Annotated in this window: 13 protein-coding genes; 6 read left to right on the top strand and 7 right to left on the bottom strand. The window is 41.7% G+C overall.

Annotated elements, in window-relative coordinates; translation table 11 throughout:
• The first annotated feature begins 125 nt into the window (after positions 1–125).
• Both V7K79_RS18590 and rdgB read left to right on the top strand, forming a co-directional pair.
• Positions 126–1,562: a phosphoglucomutase/phosphomannomutase family protein gene (locus tag V7K79_RS18590; RefSeq protein WP_335049467.1), complete on the top strand. Its 1,437-nt coding sequence runs from the start codon at positions 126–128 to the stop codon at positions 1,560–1,562.
• A gap of 86 nt (positions 1,563–1,648) precedes the next feature.
• The gene (gene rdgB / locus V7K79_RS18585) at positions 1,649–2,227 is read left to right on the top strand and encodes an RdgB/HAM1 family non-canonical purine NTP pyrophosphatase (RefSeq protein WP_335049496.1); all 579 of its coding nucleotides are present in this window, start codon (positions 1,649–1,651) and stop codon (positions 2,225–2,227) included.
• Positions 2,228–2,675: 448 nt separating this feature from the next.
• On the opposite strand, the gene V7K79_RS18580 is transcribed toward rdgB, so the two are convergent.
• The 3 genes from V7K79_RS18580 to thiD all read right to left on the bottom strand — a co-directional run bounded on the left by V7K79_RS18580 (position 2,676) and on the right by thiD (position 5,009).
• The gene (locus V7K79_RS18580) at positions 2,676–3,014 is read right to left on the bottom strand and encodes a P-II family nitrogen regulator (protein ID WP_012410794.1); all 339 of its coding nucleotides are present in this window, start codon (positions 3,012–3,014) and stop codon (positions 2,676–2,678) included.
• A 360-nt stretch (positions 3,015–3,374) separates the two neighbouring features.
• Entirely contained in the window at positions 3,375–3,983 is a 609-nt protein-coding gene (locus tag V7K79_RS18575) for a hypothetical protein (protein WP_335049466.1), read from the bottom strand.
• Positions 3,984–4,175: 192 nt separating this feature from the next.
• The gene (gene thiD, locus V7K79_RS18570) at positions 4,176–5,009 is read right to left on the bottom strand and encodes a bifunctional hydroxymethylpyrimidine kinase/phosphomethylpyrimidine kinase (RefSeq protein WP_335049465.1); all 834 of its coding nucleotides are present in this window, start codon (positions 5,007–5,009) and stop codon (positions 4,176–4,178) included.
• Positions 5,010–5,627: 618 nt separating this feature from the next.
• On the opposite strand from thiD, the gene V7K79_RS18565 reads away from it, so the two are divergent.
• Entirely contained in the window at positions 5,628–5,759 is a 132-nt protein-coding gene (locus V7K79_RS18565) for a hypothetical protein (RefSeq protein ID WP_335049464.1), read from the top strand.
• Positions 5,760–6,051: 292 nt separating this feature from the next.
• Complete coding sequence (locus V7K79_RS18560) at positions 6,052–8,937, top strand: choice-of-anchor D domain-containing protein (RefSeq protein WP_335049463.1); 2,886 nt, start codon at positions 6,052–6,054, stop codon at positions 8,935–8,937.
• 508 nt (positions 8,938–9,445) lie between these two features.
• Here V7K79_RS18560 and V7K79_RS18555 read toward each other — a convergent pair.
• Positions 9,446–9,880, bottom strand: coding sequence for a hypothetical protein (locus V7K79_RS18555; RefSeq protein WP_335049462.1), 435 nt, complete (start codon positions 9,878–9,880; stop codon positions 9,446–9,448).
• 119 nt (positions 9,881–9,999) lie between these two features.
• Here V7K79_RS18555 and V7K79_RS18550 point away from each other — a divergent pair, with 119 nt between their 5' ends.
• Positions 10,000–11,850, top strand: a complete 1,851-nt coding sequence (locus tag V7K79_RS18550) for a S8 family peptidase (RefSeq protein ID WP_335049461.1) — start codon at positions 10,000–10,002, stop codon at positions 11,848–11,850.
• A gap of 122 nt (positions 11,851–11,972) precedes the next feature.
• Entirely contained in the window at positions 11,973–12,206 is a 234-nt protein-coding gene (locus tag V7K79_RS18545) for a hypothetical protein (RefSeq protein ID WP_335049495.1), read from the top strand.
• On the opposite strand, the gene V7K79_RS18540 is transcribed toward V7K79_RS18545, so the two are convergent.
• The 3 genes from V7K79_RS18540 to V7K79_RS18530 form a co-directional block, all read right to left on the bottom strand.
• Positions 12,193–12,516 (bottom strand): thioredoxin family protein, encoded by a 324-nt coding sequence (locus V7K79_RS18540; RefSeq protein WP_094327275.1) that lies wholly within the window; start codon positions 12,514–12,516, stop codon positions 12,193–12,195. The two genes, V7K79_RS18545 and V7K79_RS18540, sit on opposite strands and share 14 nt — an antisense overlap.
• 372 nt (positions 12,517–12,888) lie before the next feature.
• Positions 12,889–13,968 carry a recombinase RecA gene (recA, locus tag V7K79_RS18535; RefSeq protein ID WP_335049460.1) on the bottom strand — a complete coding sequence of 360 codons (1,080 nt, stop codon included), beginning with the start codon at positions 13,966–13,968 and terminating at the stop codon, positions 12,889–12,891.
• Positions 13,969–14,649: 681 nt separating this feature from the next.
• Entirely contained in the window at positions 14,650–15,417 is a 768-nt protein-coding gene (locus tag V7K79_RS18530; protein WP_335049459.1) for an SDR family oxidoreductase, read from the bottom strand.
• Between the last annotated feature and the right edge of the window lie 38 nt (positions 15,418–15,455).

Here is a 15,455-nt window from a genome sequence, read left to right as displayed (position 1 = left end):
GAAAATCGCTGACTTTTGTGTTGAAACAGCCGAATACCAGTACTACATATTAATACTATATTCTTTTTTTACTTTATATACTGTATAAATGCTAGAATCCTCAAGTAGACAGTTAGGATATCTAGATGCCAGTTGTAGCTAACTCAATCAAGTTTGGTACAGACGGCTGGCGGGGCGTTATTGGTGAAGAGTTCACCTTTGAACGCCTAGCCCTGGTCGCGCCAGTTGCCGCAAAAGTATTATATAATACATATTTTTCTACGGTGGGTAGCCGGACAATAATTGTCGGTTACGATCGCCGATTCATGGCGGAAGACTTTGCTCGTGCTGTCGCCGATGCTGTCACCGCCATCGGATTTGATGTTTTACTCAGTGAAACCTACGCCCCAACCCCAGCTTTTAGTTGGGCGGCAAAACAACTTAATGCTTTAGGGGCACTAGTAATTACAGCCAGTCATAATCCAGGATCATATTTAGGTTTAAAAGTCAAGGGATATTTTGGTGGCTCTGTGTCTCCAGAAGTCACACAGGAGATAGAAGCACTGTTGCCCGAAGGAGTACCACCAGCAGCTACCCCAGGCAAGCAAGAAAAGTTCGATCCTTGGCCGAGTTACACCCAAGCACTAGAAAGTAAAGTTGACATTACCAAACTTCGAGAAGCGATCGCATCTGGCAAACTAACATTATTTGCTGATGTCATGCATGGCGCTGCTGCTAGTGGATTGGCAAGACTACTAGGCAATCAGGTCAAAGAAATCAACAGTAATCGCGATCCCCTATTTGGTGGCGGTGCGCCGGAACCCTTGCCTAAATACCTTTCAAAGCTATTTGAAGCCATCAAGACTCACCGAGAAACCGATAAATCAGGTTTAACAGTGGGGTTGGTATTCGATGGAGACTGCGATCGCATCGCGGCTGTAGATGGAAAAGCCAACTTCCTAAGTTCCCAAGTATTAATCCCGATATTAATCGACCATTTAACCCTACGACGCAACTTTAGTGGTGAAATAGTCAAAACTGTTAGTGGTTCAGACTTGATGCCCCTTGTAGCAGCACTACATAATCTGTCAGTCTTTGAAACAGCAGTTGGTTATAAATACATCGCTGACAGAATGTTAGTAGCAAAAGTATTGCTGGGCGGCGAAGAGTCGGGAGGAATTGGCTATGGCAGCCATATTCCCGAACGTGATGCCCTATTGTCAGCCTTGTACGTTCTAGAGGCGATTGTAGAATCTGGTTTGGATTTAGGTGAGTATTATCGCCACTTGCAAAAACAAACAGGGTTTACCTCAGCATACGATCGCATTGATTTACCCTTAGCAAGTATGGAAGTGCGATCGCGTCTTTTGCAACAACTGCAAACCCAACCCTTAACGGAAATTGCCGAGTTAGCAGTGATTGATTGCCAAACAATTGACGGCTACAAATATCGCCTAGCTGATAAAAGCTGGTTAATGATTCGGTTTAGTGGGACTGAACCAGTTTTACGCCTGTACTGCGAAGCCCCGACAATTGAGCAAGTGCATCAAACTCTTGCTTGGGCGAAACAGTGGGCGGAGTAGAATTAGTTATTAGTCATTAGTCATTAGTCATTAGTCATTTGTCTTTTGCAAGTGACTAATGCCCCATGCCCCATGCCCAATACCCCATGCCCAAATTACTTGTAGTAGCCACAGGAAATCCTGGTAAGTTACGGGAAATGCAAGCTTACCTAGAAAATTCTGGTTGGGAATTAACCCTTAAGCCTGAAGAGTTGGAAATTGAAGAGACAGGCGAAACTTTTGCCGCTAACGCTTGTCTAAAAGCATCACAAATTGCTAAAGCTACAGGAAACTGGGCAATTGCCGATGATTCTGGTTTACAAGTAGATGCCTTAAATGGCGTACCAGGAGTGTATTCTGCACGTTACGCCAAAACCGATTCAGAACGCATTGCTAGGGTATTGAGAGAATTAGGCAACGAGAAAAATCGGCAAGCTCAATTCGTTTGTGCAGTAGCGATCGCTCGTCCTGATGGTGCGATTGTATTACAATCTGAAGGTATTTGTCGCGGCGAAATTCTCCACGCACCTCGTGGTGATAGTGGTTTTGGCTATGACCCAATTTTTTATGTGCAAGAGTTGCAATTGACCTTTGCGGAGATGACACGGGAGTTGAAAAGGTCAATTAGCCATCGAGGCAAGGCTTTTACAGCTTTACTTCCGCAGCTAGACACAGTAGTTATTTAGTAGTTTGTGACACTGAACTTTTTATTAATACTTGGAAGATGTGTATTAAATTTCATCAGGTTATAAAAGAGGTTATTGATTATTTGTTCCAGCAAATGACGATGCAAGGTTTATTGCAGCCGTTTCCCAGTTCTATTGGTAAGACTGAAAATTCATTTATGAGTAGTAGTTGAATGAATAATCTATACCAAGGAATCTCATTGAAGTCCGACCAAGCAGCTAGATTGTACAGCTTTAATAAGTAAAAACATAAACCAAAACAGAGAAAGTGCAACTAAGTAAAAACTTTCGTTACTGTTTCTTATTTTTTGTGTCCATTTTAAACTCAATAAAAGGCGTTGCTGATTTAAGAAATGAAACACTATCTCAAAGTTAACATTTTCGATATTTTTCATCCTACTTTCAGCAAGGCCCACCATACTACCACTCAGTACTTAGTATTGAGTACTTAAACTGCTTCTGTATTCTTTTCGCCAGTGCGAATCCGAATCACTTGCTCAACAGGCGAGATGAAAATTTTACCATCGCCGATTTCACCAGTGCGGGCAGCAGCAATAATTTTGTCTACCACCATATCAACCTGATTGTCGTCAACAACGATTTCCACTTTGAGTTTTTGCAGAAACTCAACGGTGTACTCAGAACCACGATACCGTTCAGTTTGACCTTTCTGCCGTCCGAACCCCCGGACTTCAGAAACGGTCATGCCAACAATACCAGCGTTAACTAAGGCAATTTTCACTTCATCTAGTTTAAATGGGCGAATAATAGCTTCTACTTTTTTCATCTTTTTAACTCCTGACTTTTACTAGCTTCGTTTATATATCTAACCAGATCCGCTGTCTGAAGCTGTAACTAGCAGTGCTTTTCCTAAAAAATATGTAATAATTACAACTTTTTGAAAGTGTAAGTGCTTTACTTGAGGTTTTGTGAGATGAGAAGCGGCAAGGATTCATTAATTGAATAATCTTTCAGGTTGTAACATAAAAAAGTTGCTATCAATTTAGCATTTTATGTAGCTTTTATAACCTAAAAATAGCTCATTTCCGCCATTTAGCATATTTGTTCGGATATTTAGAGAGCGATCGCAGCTAAACTACACGGTAGCCCGAAAGCCTGCTACTGCTGCTGACTGTAGGAATGTCAACTAACGTTTTTGATGTTCAAACAAGGGACGCACAACTATATATCCAGCACTAAAGGCAGCCAGCATGATTAACAAGATAGTAATAATTAACCACCAACCATTAAGTCCCTTGACATCTGTCTCAGTAGTGGAATAATAACTGACTGGTTGCTCTTCTATAAAAACTGGTTCTGATATGGGAAAATTCATTTCCATTACAGGTGTAGAAAAGTCTTGGCGACGGCTTTTTTCGGGTGGTGTTTTGGGCACAACCGATGGACGCGAACGAGAAACCTGCTGAGGTGGGCGTGCTTGCGTTACTGGTTGTTTGGTGGCACTTTTAACGTCACCAGAAGCTTGGTTGCCTTGGTGATAACTAGGTGTAGTATGGGAGTCCACAAAATTTTGCAAACGAGAAAAAGACTCAACAACTTTGGTAATTTCTTGGCGTAATAGTTGATTTTCTTGTGCTAGTTGCTGATTTTGAATGGTGAGTAGATTTAACCTCGCCTGTACTGCTTGCAACTCTGTTGACAATTCTCTGTATACAGATAGCGGTACAGAAGGAGGGTAGGCTTGAGTAGTCGGTGTTGGCGAATTCCTGTGAACAGAACCTATGGTTGTTCCCATTGGAGGCTTGGTATTAAAAATCAAAGTAATTAGATCGTACAGAGATGCTAACAGAGATAGTCACCCCTGAAACTATGCCCAAGAATAATAGAAAAATATCGAAAGGGCAAAGATTTTTTATTTGGGCATTGGGGATGGAGTACTGAGAAAACTTTTCTCTAGTCTCCATCCCCAATGCCCAGTCTCCAATCCCTAATCCCTAGTCTCTAGTCCCCACAATGGGAAAAAGTGTCCCACAGGCCCTTGCCCTTCGCCAATATCTAGGGCGTAAGTGAGTGCAGTAGTCACATATTCCTTTGCCTGTTGCACTGCTTGCCACAAATCTTTTCCTTTAGCTAGATTAGCAGCGATCGCAGCCGATAGTGTACAACCAGTACCGTGGGTATTTTTTGTTTCTACTTGTTGACAAGTCAAAACTTTCAACTTGTCTCCATCAAACCAGATATCAACGCCACGCAAATCTCCCTGCATACCTCCGCCTTTGATCAAAACAACCTTCGTCTTTAAAGTCTTGTGAATAATTTCAGCAGCAGCTTGCATATCCTCTAAAGAATTAATTTGTAAACCGCTCAAAATCTGGGCTTCATAGCGATTGGGCGTAATCATAACCGCTTTGGGAATCAAAGCATGGCACAGAGTCTTTACAGCATCATCATCAATCAATTGTGCTCCCGTACGTGACACCATTACTGGATCAACTACTAAATTATTGATTTGTAAAGTTTCCACTTGCTGGGCAACAGCAAAGATAATTTCCTGATTGAGCAACATTCCCGTTTTGGCAGCTTGTACGCCAATATCCTCAACTACCGCCTGAATTTGCGCCACAACAGCCTCTGTTGGCATAGCATCAACTCTCTTCACTCCTAGAGTGTTTTGTGCCGTGACGCAGGTTATGGCACTAGTACCGTGGACACAGTGAAAAGCAAAGGTACGTAAATCAGCTTGAATTCCTGCACCGCCACCGCTATCTGAACCAGCAATAGTTAAAGCAACAGGTATTCTGGAGTTTATTTCAGTGTTCATATTATGAAGATTAAGTAATATCATGTCCGCATAATTAGTTATGATTCCCACACTCATTGCACCCCACACGCCAGGTGCTTCAAGTCGGCAGAGCCGCCCAACGCACTGGCTCCCCTTAATCCCCTCCCCGCAAGCGGGGAGGGGAGACAAAGCTACGCTTTGGCGGGGTGGGGTTCTTCGGGTTTGATAAGTGATCAAGGGGACATGATATAAGTTGGCGTTATCAAACCAAACTATCTCAAAGATTGATGAACTAGGCTAAAACCCTCTTCCCTCCTGTCCGATTTCAACTACTGACTCCACCGATACCTCCATATTTTTTTAGTTTTGTTGTAAAAAATTTTACAATGTTCCGGATATCCACTGATATCAAGTGCTATTTGTAAAGGTTAGTTTTAACTAAGTTCACAACGCTCAGTTACACCGCTTAAAACAGGTTCAACTAAGTTGTTACATTAGTCCCCTTAAGTTCAAGGGTTAACCTAACTAAAGTTTCAACCAATTTAACTTTGATCGCTTTAACTTTAAGTCCCCAGTTATTAGCTAAGGGTAAATTTTACTATGCATATTTGGCAACCTCCTGACCTAAAACAACGCATAAAGTCCAGAGGAATTACTATGCCAAATACGATTGTTTTATTAAAAAAAGCAGATGTTAAAGCTGGTTTGCAAAGAGCAGCTATGTCTACGACGAGCTACGCCTATGCAGCTGCTAAAGATGAAGATACGATTCAATTCAACTTTATCTAATCTACAAGTCTGGAGTAGAAGCATCTACGCGTTAATCGTCCAATTACTTTCAACAAAATGATGATTGACGGTATTGATATTCCTAGTTTGACCGTCAACGGTTGACAAAAGAAAAATTTTTCAGGTTTACAACAGCATTTCTACAATCGACGCGATTTGAAGTCGCGCTCGGACAACTGTGACTGTCCTTAACAGTGCAGATAGATGACTCGTTCAAATAACTACTTAGCAACTAAAAAAAGTTGCACAGATTGTACTATCAATTTTCCCTACACATCTTTGGAGTAAACAAATGGCTGGCAATACATATTACGTTTCTGCAACAGGTAGTGATAGAAATAATGGCTTAGACGAAAAATCTGCATTTCTGAGCTTGGGTAGAGCCGTATATGAGATGAAAGCAGGCGACACGCTCTACGTCATGAATGGAAATTATCAAATGAAAGGGGTTACGCTTTTAAACTTGAATGGCTCACCAGATAACTGGACAACAATAAAAGCTTATAAAGACGCTAAACCGACAATAACAACAACGGGAAGTGGCATTAATATACTCAGTTCATCCTACGTGCGGATTGAAGGACTTGATATAAAAGGCAATCAGGAAAACATCACTCTCGACTATGCCTTGCAAGAGAAGGATAACCTTAATAATCCCTTGACCAATAGTAATGGAATTGCTGTTAATACATCGAAAAACGCTGATGGTGTAAGTGGTACTAATCCCCATCATATTGTCATCACTGGTAACACAATCCGTGACTTTCCAGGTGGAGGCATAGCATTCAGTAATTCAGACTATATAACTGTTGAGAAAAACATTGTGTCTGGAAACGCTCAGTATTCACCTCATGGTAATCAGGGAATAACCTCTCTCAACAGTTTTAATTTTGATAACAATACTACTGACTACAGAATGATTTTCCGAGACAACATTGTCTACGATAACAAAAGTTTAGTTCGGTGGAAAAATGGAGGTACTGACAAAATCACTGAGGGACATGGAATTATGCTTGATACTACCAATATAAGCAAAGATAATGTCGCCTATACAGGTAAAGCATTAATTGCAAATAACATTACTTATAACAATGGAGGTGCAGGCATTACTGTTTACAAAGCTACCAATGTTGATGTTATCAATAACACGGCTTACAAGAATGCCCAGATTATTCCAGAATCTGGAGAGATTAGTGTCACTTACTCGGAAAATGTACGTGTCTCCAACAACATTATGTATGCAAGCGATAATCAAAATGCTAATAGAGTTAAGTATGACACAAATGTAATTTTTGATCACAATCTTGTTTATAACTCAAACCAATTCCAAGCTTCAGATAATTTAAACGCTACAGGGTTACAAAATATTTTCGGTCAAGATCCTCAATTTGTTGATCCAGACAAAGGGAATTTTGCACTCAAACCTGGAAGTGTAGCAATCGATGGTGGTTCCAATGCCTTCAATAGTATCACTAAGAGGACTCCTCAAGATGGTGATGGTAATGGCAGTACAGTCGTTGATATTGGTGCATACGAAGCTCCCCGCAACCCTACCAAAACCCCAGAAATTCAAGTTCTTAATGGCAATGTTGACATTATAGATGGCAACACCGCGATTAACTTTGGTGAGACTCTTGTTGGTGAACCTTTGACTAAAACCTTTACTATCAAGAACACCGGTATAGCTGTACTCAAGCTGAGTAATCTTCAACTTCCTGATGGTTTTAGTTTGGTTGGAACTCTTCCAACAAGTGTGGCTGTTAATGCTTCCACTACCCTATCGGTGGCACTCAATCCCACTGCACCCGGCGTCTATAGTGGCAGCCTCAGTTTAAACAACAACGACGTTAATGAAAGCCCCTTTGACTTTGACATTAGTGGCACAGTTTATACCCCGGAAATTCAAATTCTTAATGACAATGTTGACATTACAGATGGTGACACCACTGCCATTAACTTTGGTGAAACGACTGTTGGTGATGCCTTGACTAAAACCTTTACTATCAAGAACACTGGTACAGGCGCACTCAAGCTGAGTAAACTTGAACTTCCAAAGGGATTTAGTTTGGTCGGAACTCTTCCAAAGAGCTTGGCTGTTAATGCTTCTACTACCATATCAGTGGCACTCAACCCCACTAAAGCTGGTACTTATAGTGGCAACTTCAATTTAAAAAACAACGATATTGATGAAAGCTCCTTTAACTTTGCCATTAGTGGCACAGTCAAAAAAGCTCCTGCCCCGGAAACTCAAGTTCTCAATGGCACTAACTCCAATGACATCTTTACTATCCAACGAGGCGATGGCAAGTACAGTATCACCGACTTTGGCGGTGTAGGTACTAACTCAAACCCTTCGGCTGCGGTAATTGCCAAAGTAGATACCTTGCAATTTATTGGGACTGAATTGACCGCAAGAAATCTGCAACTAACTCAAAATGACAACAATTTAGAAGTTACCTTTGAAAATGTGGGTAATACCAAAGTCACTCTGCAAAACTTTAAGTTAGAAAACCTAGAGAACTTAGCCGCATCGTCAACAAGACCTGCCATTGGCAATATTATCTTTGACGGAGAAGACAGTGTTAGCAAAAGCTTTGATGTGATTAAAGCCAACTCCACTCAAACATATATTTCTACAGCAAACACTGTCACTTTCCTCAATGACTTGGACAATAACATCAGAGGTTTTTACAGTTCCGACGATGTGATTAATGGTCAAGGGGGTAATGATACCATCGATGGCAGTGGTGGTGACGACCTACTACGGGGTGGTACTGGCAACGATCTTCTGATTGGTGGACAGGGCAACGATACTCTTGTGGGTGGTACAGGTGCTGACTCTTTCCTCTACGACACCAATTCTGTTTTTAATAGTGCTGTTGTGGGTATTGATACTATCGCTGACTTCAATCGCTCTCAAGGTGATAAGATTGTCCTCGCTCAGACTGCCTTTAGTGCTATTACTTCTGATGTGGGAACGGGTTTTAGTAACGCCAGTGATTTTCAAATCACCAGTTCAGGGGCACTTAGCAATGCTGCAATTGTCTACGACCGTATGACTGGGCAGTTATTTTACAATCAAAATGGTAGCGCTGCTGGTTTCGGTAGTGGTGGTCAATTTGCACAACTTACTGGTGCGCCTAATCTTACTGCCTCTGACTTTATCATTCAAGCATAATTGGGTCGGGTTAACTGAATGCAAGTCTAATCCAAACATGAATCGAGTTTTAAGCCAGCTTTCAATTAGATAGACCACACCCATAGGGGCGCAACATTTGGTGAAAAATAATATAGAGATGTAGCACGGCTACGTCTCTACAAGGTTTTTGGATAACGTATATAAGACTTACACAAAATATCTCTCAAACTCTGATTTCTCCGTGCCGCGCCAGTTGCTTCTCCCTTGGCGCTAGCCTCTCCCAAAGGGAGAAGGGGTACAAGTCTCTTAACCGTAAGGGCGCACTGGCTTTTCTGTGCCTCGGCGGTTCGTTATTCCGTAACTTGTGCGTAAGTCCTAGTATATTTAGTTTGTAAATATATTGAATAAATGGTAGTCAAGTAAAAACCATTCCAATAAATATCTATTCTAATAAAAATATCATTGCCTATAAATAATATTACTACTAGTGATCTAACTTTTTGACCAGAAATAGCCGTCTTATTTGTAACTTATAGTTTTAATATAACTACTGCTGTGGTTGCGATCGCAAATCTTGTAATAGTTCCTGCAAAAACTTACCCCATTCTGTTGCCAAAGAGACTTCTGTAAATGGAACCCGCACTGATTTAGTAGATTCGGAAGATAGAAATTCTAATTCTATAGAAGCACCTTTTTCAGGTGGATTGTTTACATCTACTAATTTTTCATCTACTAAAACCTGGATTTGTTTGATATCAAGCAAAGAAAATGTTTCTAGTTTAATCGGCCCTTGAGGCGTGGGTTTTCCCCAAGTTATATTATTGCCTTTTTGACCCAATACAGCATAAATATCATATTTAGCCCGTTCAAATTGCTCTGCCCAAGTGCGATAGGCTTCGACTTTTTGATACTCCTTCGAGCCTTGCCAAGCTAACCAGAAAAACATTACTAACAGAGGCAACCACAAAAGACCACGTTCCATCGTTAAAAAAATCCTGATTCCTGAATAAAACTTGTAACTGAAAGTGCAAAATCTACCAACAAGTGATGCAAATAAGTTATGGTAGTGAGCAAACTGGCAAAAAGCGGTGATGAGTTAATATGAGAAAGCTTATATTATTGTGCTTGTTTGTCATTGGGCTGGGAGCTACCATATTTGGTTTCCTGAATTTCCAGGGATTGGCAGCTAAAGGAGAGTTTGAGACGATTGTGCTTGATTTTCGTGAAGATATTCCATCACTTGTGGTGGAACAGAACCTGCAAGCGATCGCCAAACAATACAACGTTACACCCCAATTAGACAACAAGTTTTCCCAAAAAGATAATGTGTATATTATCAAGGGCGATCGCCAACGGCTCCAAGAACTGAAAAAATCTCAGTTTGCCCAAGCTACAGAATTCATTGAACCGAACTATATCTACAGCAAGATTCCCCAACCAGGTAAAGCCGCTTGGCTTGGAGAATTTTTGCGACCTCAAGAAGATGAAGAAGCAAGTCCTTCATTAACTGGCCCTAATGACCAATATTACAGCAAGCAGTGGAACTTGCACAAAATCGGTATTGAAGGCGCATGGAGTCAAACCAAAGGCAGTGGCATTACAGTCGCAGTGATTGACACTGGAATTACCAAGGTTCGTGACTTGTATGAGACAAAATTCGTCAAGGGCTATGATTTTGTTAACGACAGAGAAGAAGCCACAGACGATAACGGCCACGGTACCCATGTTGCCGGAACTATTGCTCAAGCCACAAATAACAAATATGGCGTCGCTGGAATTGCCTACGAAGCCAGTCTGATGCCGTTGAAGGTACTCAGTTCTTATGGCGGTGGTACCGTTGCCGATATTGCCGAAGCGATTAAATTTGCTGCTGATAAAGGCGCAGATGTGATTAATATGAGTTTGGGTGGTGGCGGTGAAAGCAAGTTGATGAAAGATGCGATCGAGTATGCCCACAGAAAAGGTGTAGTTATTATTGCCGCAGCCGGAAATGAAAACACCAATGGAGCAAGCTATCCAGCCCGTTATCCCTATGTCATCGGCGTTTCGGCAATTGGCCCAGATGGTGAAAAAGCGCCCTATTCTAACTTTGGTGCAGGGGTAGATATCTCTGCTCCTGGTGGTAGTGAAGCTGGTAAGATTCTCCAAGAAACTATCGACGAAAATGGCGAAGGTGTATTTCTGGGCTTCCAAGGTACAAGCATGGCTTCTCCCCACGTTGCTGGTGTTGCAGCACTAATCAAAGCTGCTGGTATCAAAGAACCAGATGAAGTTTTAAAAGTCCTCAAGCAGTCCGCACGAGTTATTCAGGATGATGGTTTGAACTATTATGGCGCTGGACAACTCAATGCACAAGCAGCAGTCAAACTAGCCTTTAGCGGGCAAATCAGTTTCCCAGATTTCTTTCGGTGGTTACGGGATAGCGGCTATCTTAACCCCGGCTTTTGGATTGATGGTGGTGCGATCGCACTGTTACCTAAGATTTTAATGGTAGTTGGTTCCTATCTGCTGGCTTGGTTTTTACGCGTTTACTTACCTTTCACTTGGAGTTGGTCTTTGTCCAGTGGACTTATTGCCGGCAGTTCTGGGTTATTCTTCCTCAAGGGAATCTATATTTTCGATCTTCCCCAATGGCCTTTTCGGGTTTTGGGCAGTTCAATTCCCGAATTAGGAAATACTCTCCAGGGAACTAATGCATTAAATCCTCTATTTGCCAGTATACTGATTCCCATTGTGTTAATGGCATTGCTGCTCGGACATCCTAGTTGGAAATGGTTTGCCATTGGTTCAACTTTAGGTGTAGCAGCGTGCTTAACTACAAGTGCATTTTTCGAGCCGACAGTTTGGGGATTGGGAAGTGGTAACATAGCACGCCTCTTCCTGATTGCCAACGCCCTAATCTGTTATGGACTTGCTCGTTTAGCATTGAAAAACGAAGAAAAAACGGCATAAAAGTGACTGAGGACTATGTATCTGGGACTGGGGATTGTGAAAATTCTTCCCCAGTCCCCAGTCCCCAGTCCTCAGTCCTCAGTCCCCAGTCTCCAGTCCCCAGTCCCCAACTCAGCACTCTTATGAGCACTACACTTACAGGTACAATTGAACGTCGTGATATTGGTACAGGCGCATGGGCGTTAGTTACAGAAGAGGGTGTTACTTACGAAATCCTTAAAGGGGCTGACAAAAACTTACTCAAAGCCGGACAAAAAGCAAAAGTTAAAGGACAGGTACGCGAAGATATCATGACAGCTGCCATGATTGGCCCTGTCCTTGAGGTCAAGTCTTTTGAGGTAATTAGTTCTGATTAGCAGTGGAATTCAAAACTTCTTGCAGACGGCTTCTAAACTCTCCTTTGGGATGACCTCCTTTTACTTCACCAACAATCTGAAATTCTCCCTCTGGAGAATTGCAGATGATGTAAGTAGGCCATCCCATTTCTGATTTATCGGGATATTGAGTCAATAAAATCTTGCGATACTTGCGATAAGCAGTCGTATCTTGCATTTTTACATCAATAAATTCTAAACCCAGTTCTTCGGCCACCTTTTTGTCATAAAAAGACATTTTGTGGCAGATGCCGCACTCTTCTGAAGAGAACTTAATTACAGCTAAACTCATGGGTTGGCTACTCTTTGATTCTAAACAAAGTTTTTTAGCATAACGCCATGAAATATTACCATATAGCTGGTCATTAGTGTCAATCTAAGGCTGAAACCCCGATCTAGTATTTTTATCCTTTTTCCTTAATAGAGTCTGTCAAGTTTAAATTAATAGGTTCATCGGTGACAAAGCAATGTGATGTTTACGACAGGCTACGCTTACGCCAAAATATCAAGTAAGATGTGTTTATTACTCCAAATCTATTCAATATCAGAATTTAGACTTGTATTTAACAATACCCAAATCTCGATTTTGGGAAAAAAATGGTGCGTTAGCTGTCTTTGTAACGCACCATCTATTAGCAATTGCAGATTAAGAAATCCACATTTTTTATTCTTCTGGCTCTAAATCTACTTCTTCCTCTTCATCTTCATCACTAGCTTTAGCTACGGAGTTAGCAGAAACAACAGCGCCTTTATCTAGCTTTTCACGCACTAGTTTCTTAATTTCTTCAGCAAATTCAGGCTTTTCTTCTAGATACTTAATAGCGTTGTCTCGTCCTTGGGAGATATTATCGCCGTTGTAACTATACCAAGCTCCTTTGCGGACAATAATGCCAGTTTCTTCTGCTAGGTCAACAAGACAACCCAAAGTAGAAATACCTTTACCAAAAATAATGTCAAATTCCGCTATTCTAAAAGGCGGTGCTACTTTATTTTTAGCGACTTTGACTTTTACACGATTACCAAATTCATCTGTACCTTTTTTCAAGGTTTGAATTCGGCGAATGTCCAAGCGCACCGAAGCGTAAAACTTCAATGCATTACCACCAGTTGTGGTTTCTGGGCTACCGTAAGTAACACCGATTTTTTGCCGCAACTGGTTAATGAAAATTACTGTACAACCGGATTTACCAATATTGCCTGTAATTTTACGTAGTGCTTGGCTCATTAACCGCGCTTGCAAACCAACGTGAGCATCACCCATATCGCCTTCAATTTCAGCACGGGGAACCAACGCTGCTACTGAGTCTATAACTACAATATCAACCGCAGCAGAACGAACGAGCTGATCGACAATTTCCAAAGCTGATTCGCCTGTATCAGGTTGGGAAATCAGCAGATTGTCAATATCTACACCCAACGCCGCAGCATAAGTAGGATCGAGGGCGTGTTCAGCATCAACAAAGGCAGCAATACCGCCATTTCTTTGCACTTCGGCGAGGGCGTGTAGCGCTACTGTAGTCTTACCGGAACTTTCTGGGCCATAAATTTCAATTACCCGACCCTTGGGTAAACCACCACCCAATGCTAAATCTAGGGTGAGCGCCCCACTGGAAATAGTCTCCACCCGCATCCGGGTGGCATCGCCCAAGCGCATGATTGCTCCTTTCCCAAAGCTGCGCTCAATCTGGTTGAGCACCATAGTCAGCGCTTTTTGCTTGCCTGAGGTTTCTGTGTTGATAGCCATTCCTGCCTCTAATGCCTCTAAATATATGGTTTTAAGGAGTGTTGGTTTTGGAGTTTGAGTAGAACAGATATACTATTTTAACCAGAAAATTCTGGAATAGGACTTCTCAAATCAAAAAAAGGGTGTGACAAGATCGTAACTCGATCGCTACCAGATTAGGGTAGTTTTGCACAATGATACCAACTTGCATTTAGAGATAGCTTTTTTTAGCTGGGTAAGCAAGGGTTTTCAAAGAAAAATTATGTAAACAACACTGTCAGTAGAAGCGTACTGGTGAGCATTGACAGAGATTGCTAAATTAAGAGCGATCGCTAATACGAATCAGCATATCATCTATAGCGACTTCACCAGGTCGGGGTAAGCTGTAGATTCACAACATATATAAGCTCAAACTCAAGAGCCGAAAAAATATGTCTACAGCAATACCTTCGCCAATTTACGAGAGTGAGTTGATGCATGAACTCCCATTTTTCCGAGGCTAGGCAAAAACAATAAGTCCTAAAAATTCCTTCCAGGTTTCGCGCAAGGCTTTTTTAGCGTATTTCACGTAGGATAAAGGGTTTGAGAGTCCAAACTACCTTGTATGCCTTACGCTTATGTATGATTGATTTTGCCAGTGCAAGCCAAAATTTTTGTAGGCTCTTATTTTGGCAAAGGTATTGCTACAGGTAAAACAATTAATCAGAAATGGGAAAGGTAGCCACCATCAACAGCTAAGACCTGTCCGGTGATGTAAGATGCGGCTGGAGAAGCGAAGAACACAACAGCGCCTGTAATTTCTTGTGGAGATCCCCAACGCGCCAGAGAAGTCCGATGTTTCAACCATTCTGTGACTGCTGGATCGGTAAGTACATAAGTATTACTCTCTGTTGCAAAAAAGCCTGGAGCGACTGCATTGACTGTAATTCCAAAAGCCCCAAGTTCTGCCACAAGTGTACGGGTTAGGGCTTCGAGTCCTCCTTTAGCTGTCGTATAAACTGCGTCACCTGCATCTGCAAGTTGTCCTGCAATTGAGGTAATATTAATGATTCGACCTTCACCCCTGTGCATCATCAGTTTTGCTGCTTCTCGTGACAAATTAAATGGTGCAATCAAATCAGCATTGATTAACCGACGCACTGCATCCATTTCAAACTCGAACAATCCACGGCGATCACGCATTCCCACATTATTAACCAGAATATCTAAATAGCCATACTTTTCTCGGATCTCGATAAACGCACTTTGAACCGCAACTTCGTCTGTGACATCAAACGGTAATGAAAAACCTAATCCACCAATTGATTCAATAACTGCAACTGCTTGATTAAGCCGTTCAAAATTTCGCCCATTGACGATCACACGCGCACCAGCTTTGGCAAGTGATTTGGCAATTTCTAGTCCCAAACCTTGTCCTGCTCCAGTTACTAAGGCAACTTTTTCAGCTAATGAGAACTCTGATAACGTCATAAAAATTAGTTTTCAGGGTGCTATTGAGGCGATATCTG

It is taken from the genome of Nostoc sp. (assembly GCF_036917575.1).
Taxonomy (GTDB): domain Bacteria; phylum Cyanobacteriota; class Cyanobacteriia; order Cyanobacteriales; family Nostocaceae; genus Nostoc.
Note: the sequence above shows the minus strand (reverse complement) of the source record. Positions and strands in the feature narration are given on the sequence as shown.

What these genes read in the sequence shown, in the direction of transcription:
- V7K79_RS18590 (WP_335049467.1), top strand. Translation starts at nt 126, where the DNA reads ATGCCAGTTGTAGCTAACTCAATCAAGTTTGGTACAGACGGCTGGCGG.
- rdgB (WP_335049496.1), top strand. Translation starts at nt 1,649, where the DNA reads ATGCCCAAATTACTTGTAGTAGCCACAGGAAATCCTGGTAAGTTACGG.
- V7K79_RS18580 (WP_012410794.1), bottom strand. Translation starts at nt 3,014, where the DNA reads ATGAAAAAAGTAGAAGCTATTATTCGCCCATTTAAACTAGATGAAGTG.
- V7K79_RS18575 (WP_335049466.1), bottom strand. Translation starts at nt 3,983, where the DNA reads ATGGGAACAACCATAGGTTCTGTTCACAGGAATTCGCCAACACCGACT.
- thiD (WP_335049465.1), bottom strand. Translation starts at nt 5,009, where the DNA reads ATGAACACTGAAATAAACTCCAGAATACCTGTTGCTTTAACTATTGCT.
- V7K79_RS18565 (WP_335049464.1), top strand. Translation starts at nt 5,628, where the DNA reads ATGCCAAATACGATTGTTTTATTAAAAAAAGCAGATGTTAAAGCTGGT.
- V7K79_RS18560 (WP_335049463.1), top strand. Translation starts at nt 6,052, where the DNA reads ATGGCTGGCAATACATATTACGTTTCTGCAACAGGTAGTGATAGAAAT.
- V7K79_RS18555 (WP_335049462.1), bottom strand. Translation starts at nt 9,880, where the DNA reads ATGGAACGTGGTCTTTTGTGGTTGCCTCTGTTAGTAATGTTTTTCTGG.
- V7K79_RS18550 (WP_335049461.1), top strand. Translation starts at nt 10,000, where the DNA reads ATGAGAAAGCTTATATTATTGTGCTTGTTTGTCATTGGGCTGGGAGCT.
- V7K79_RS18545 (WP_335049495.1), top strand. Translation starts at nt 11,973, where the DNA reads ATGAGCACTACACTTACAGGTACAATTGAACGTCGTGATATTGGTACA.
- V7K79_RS18540 (WP_094327275.1), bottom strand. Translation starts at nt 12,516, where the DNA reads ATGAGTTTAGCTGTAATTAAGTTCTCTTCAGAAGAGTGCGGCATCTGC.
- recA (WP_335049460.1), bottom strand. Translation starts at nt 13,968, where the DNA reads ATGGCTATCAACACAGAAACCTCAGGCAAGCAAAAAGCGCTGACTATG.
- V7K79_RS18530 (WP_335049459.1), bottom strand. Translation starts at nt 15,417, where the DNA reads ATGACGTTATCAGAGTTCTCATTAGCTGAAAAAGTTGCCTTAGTAACT.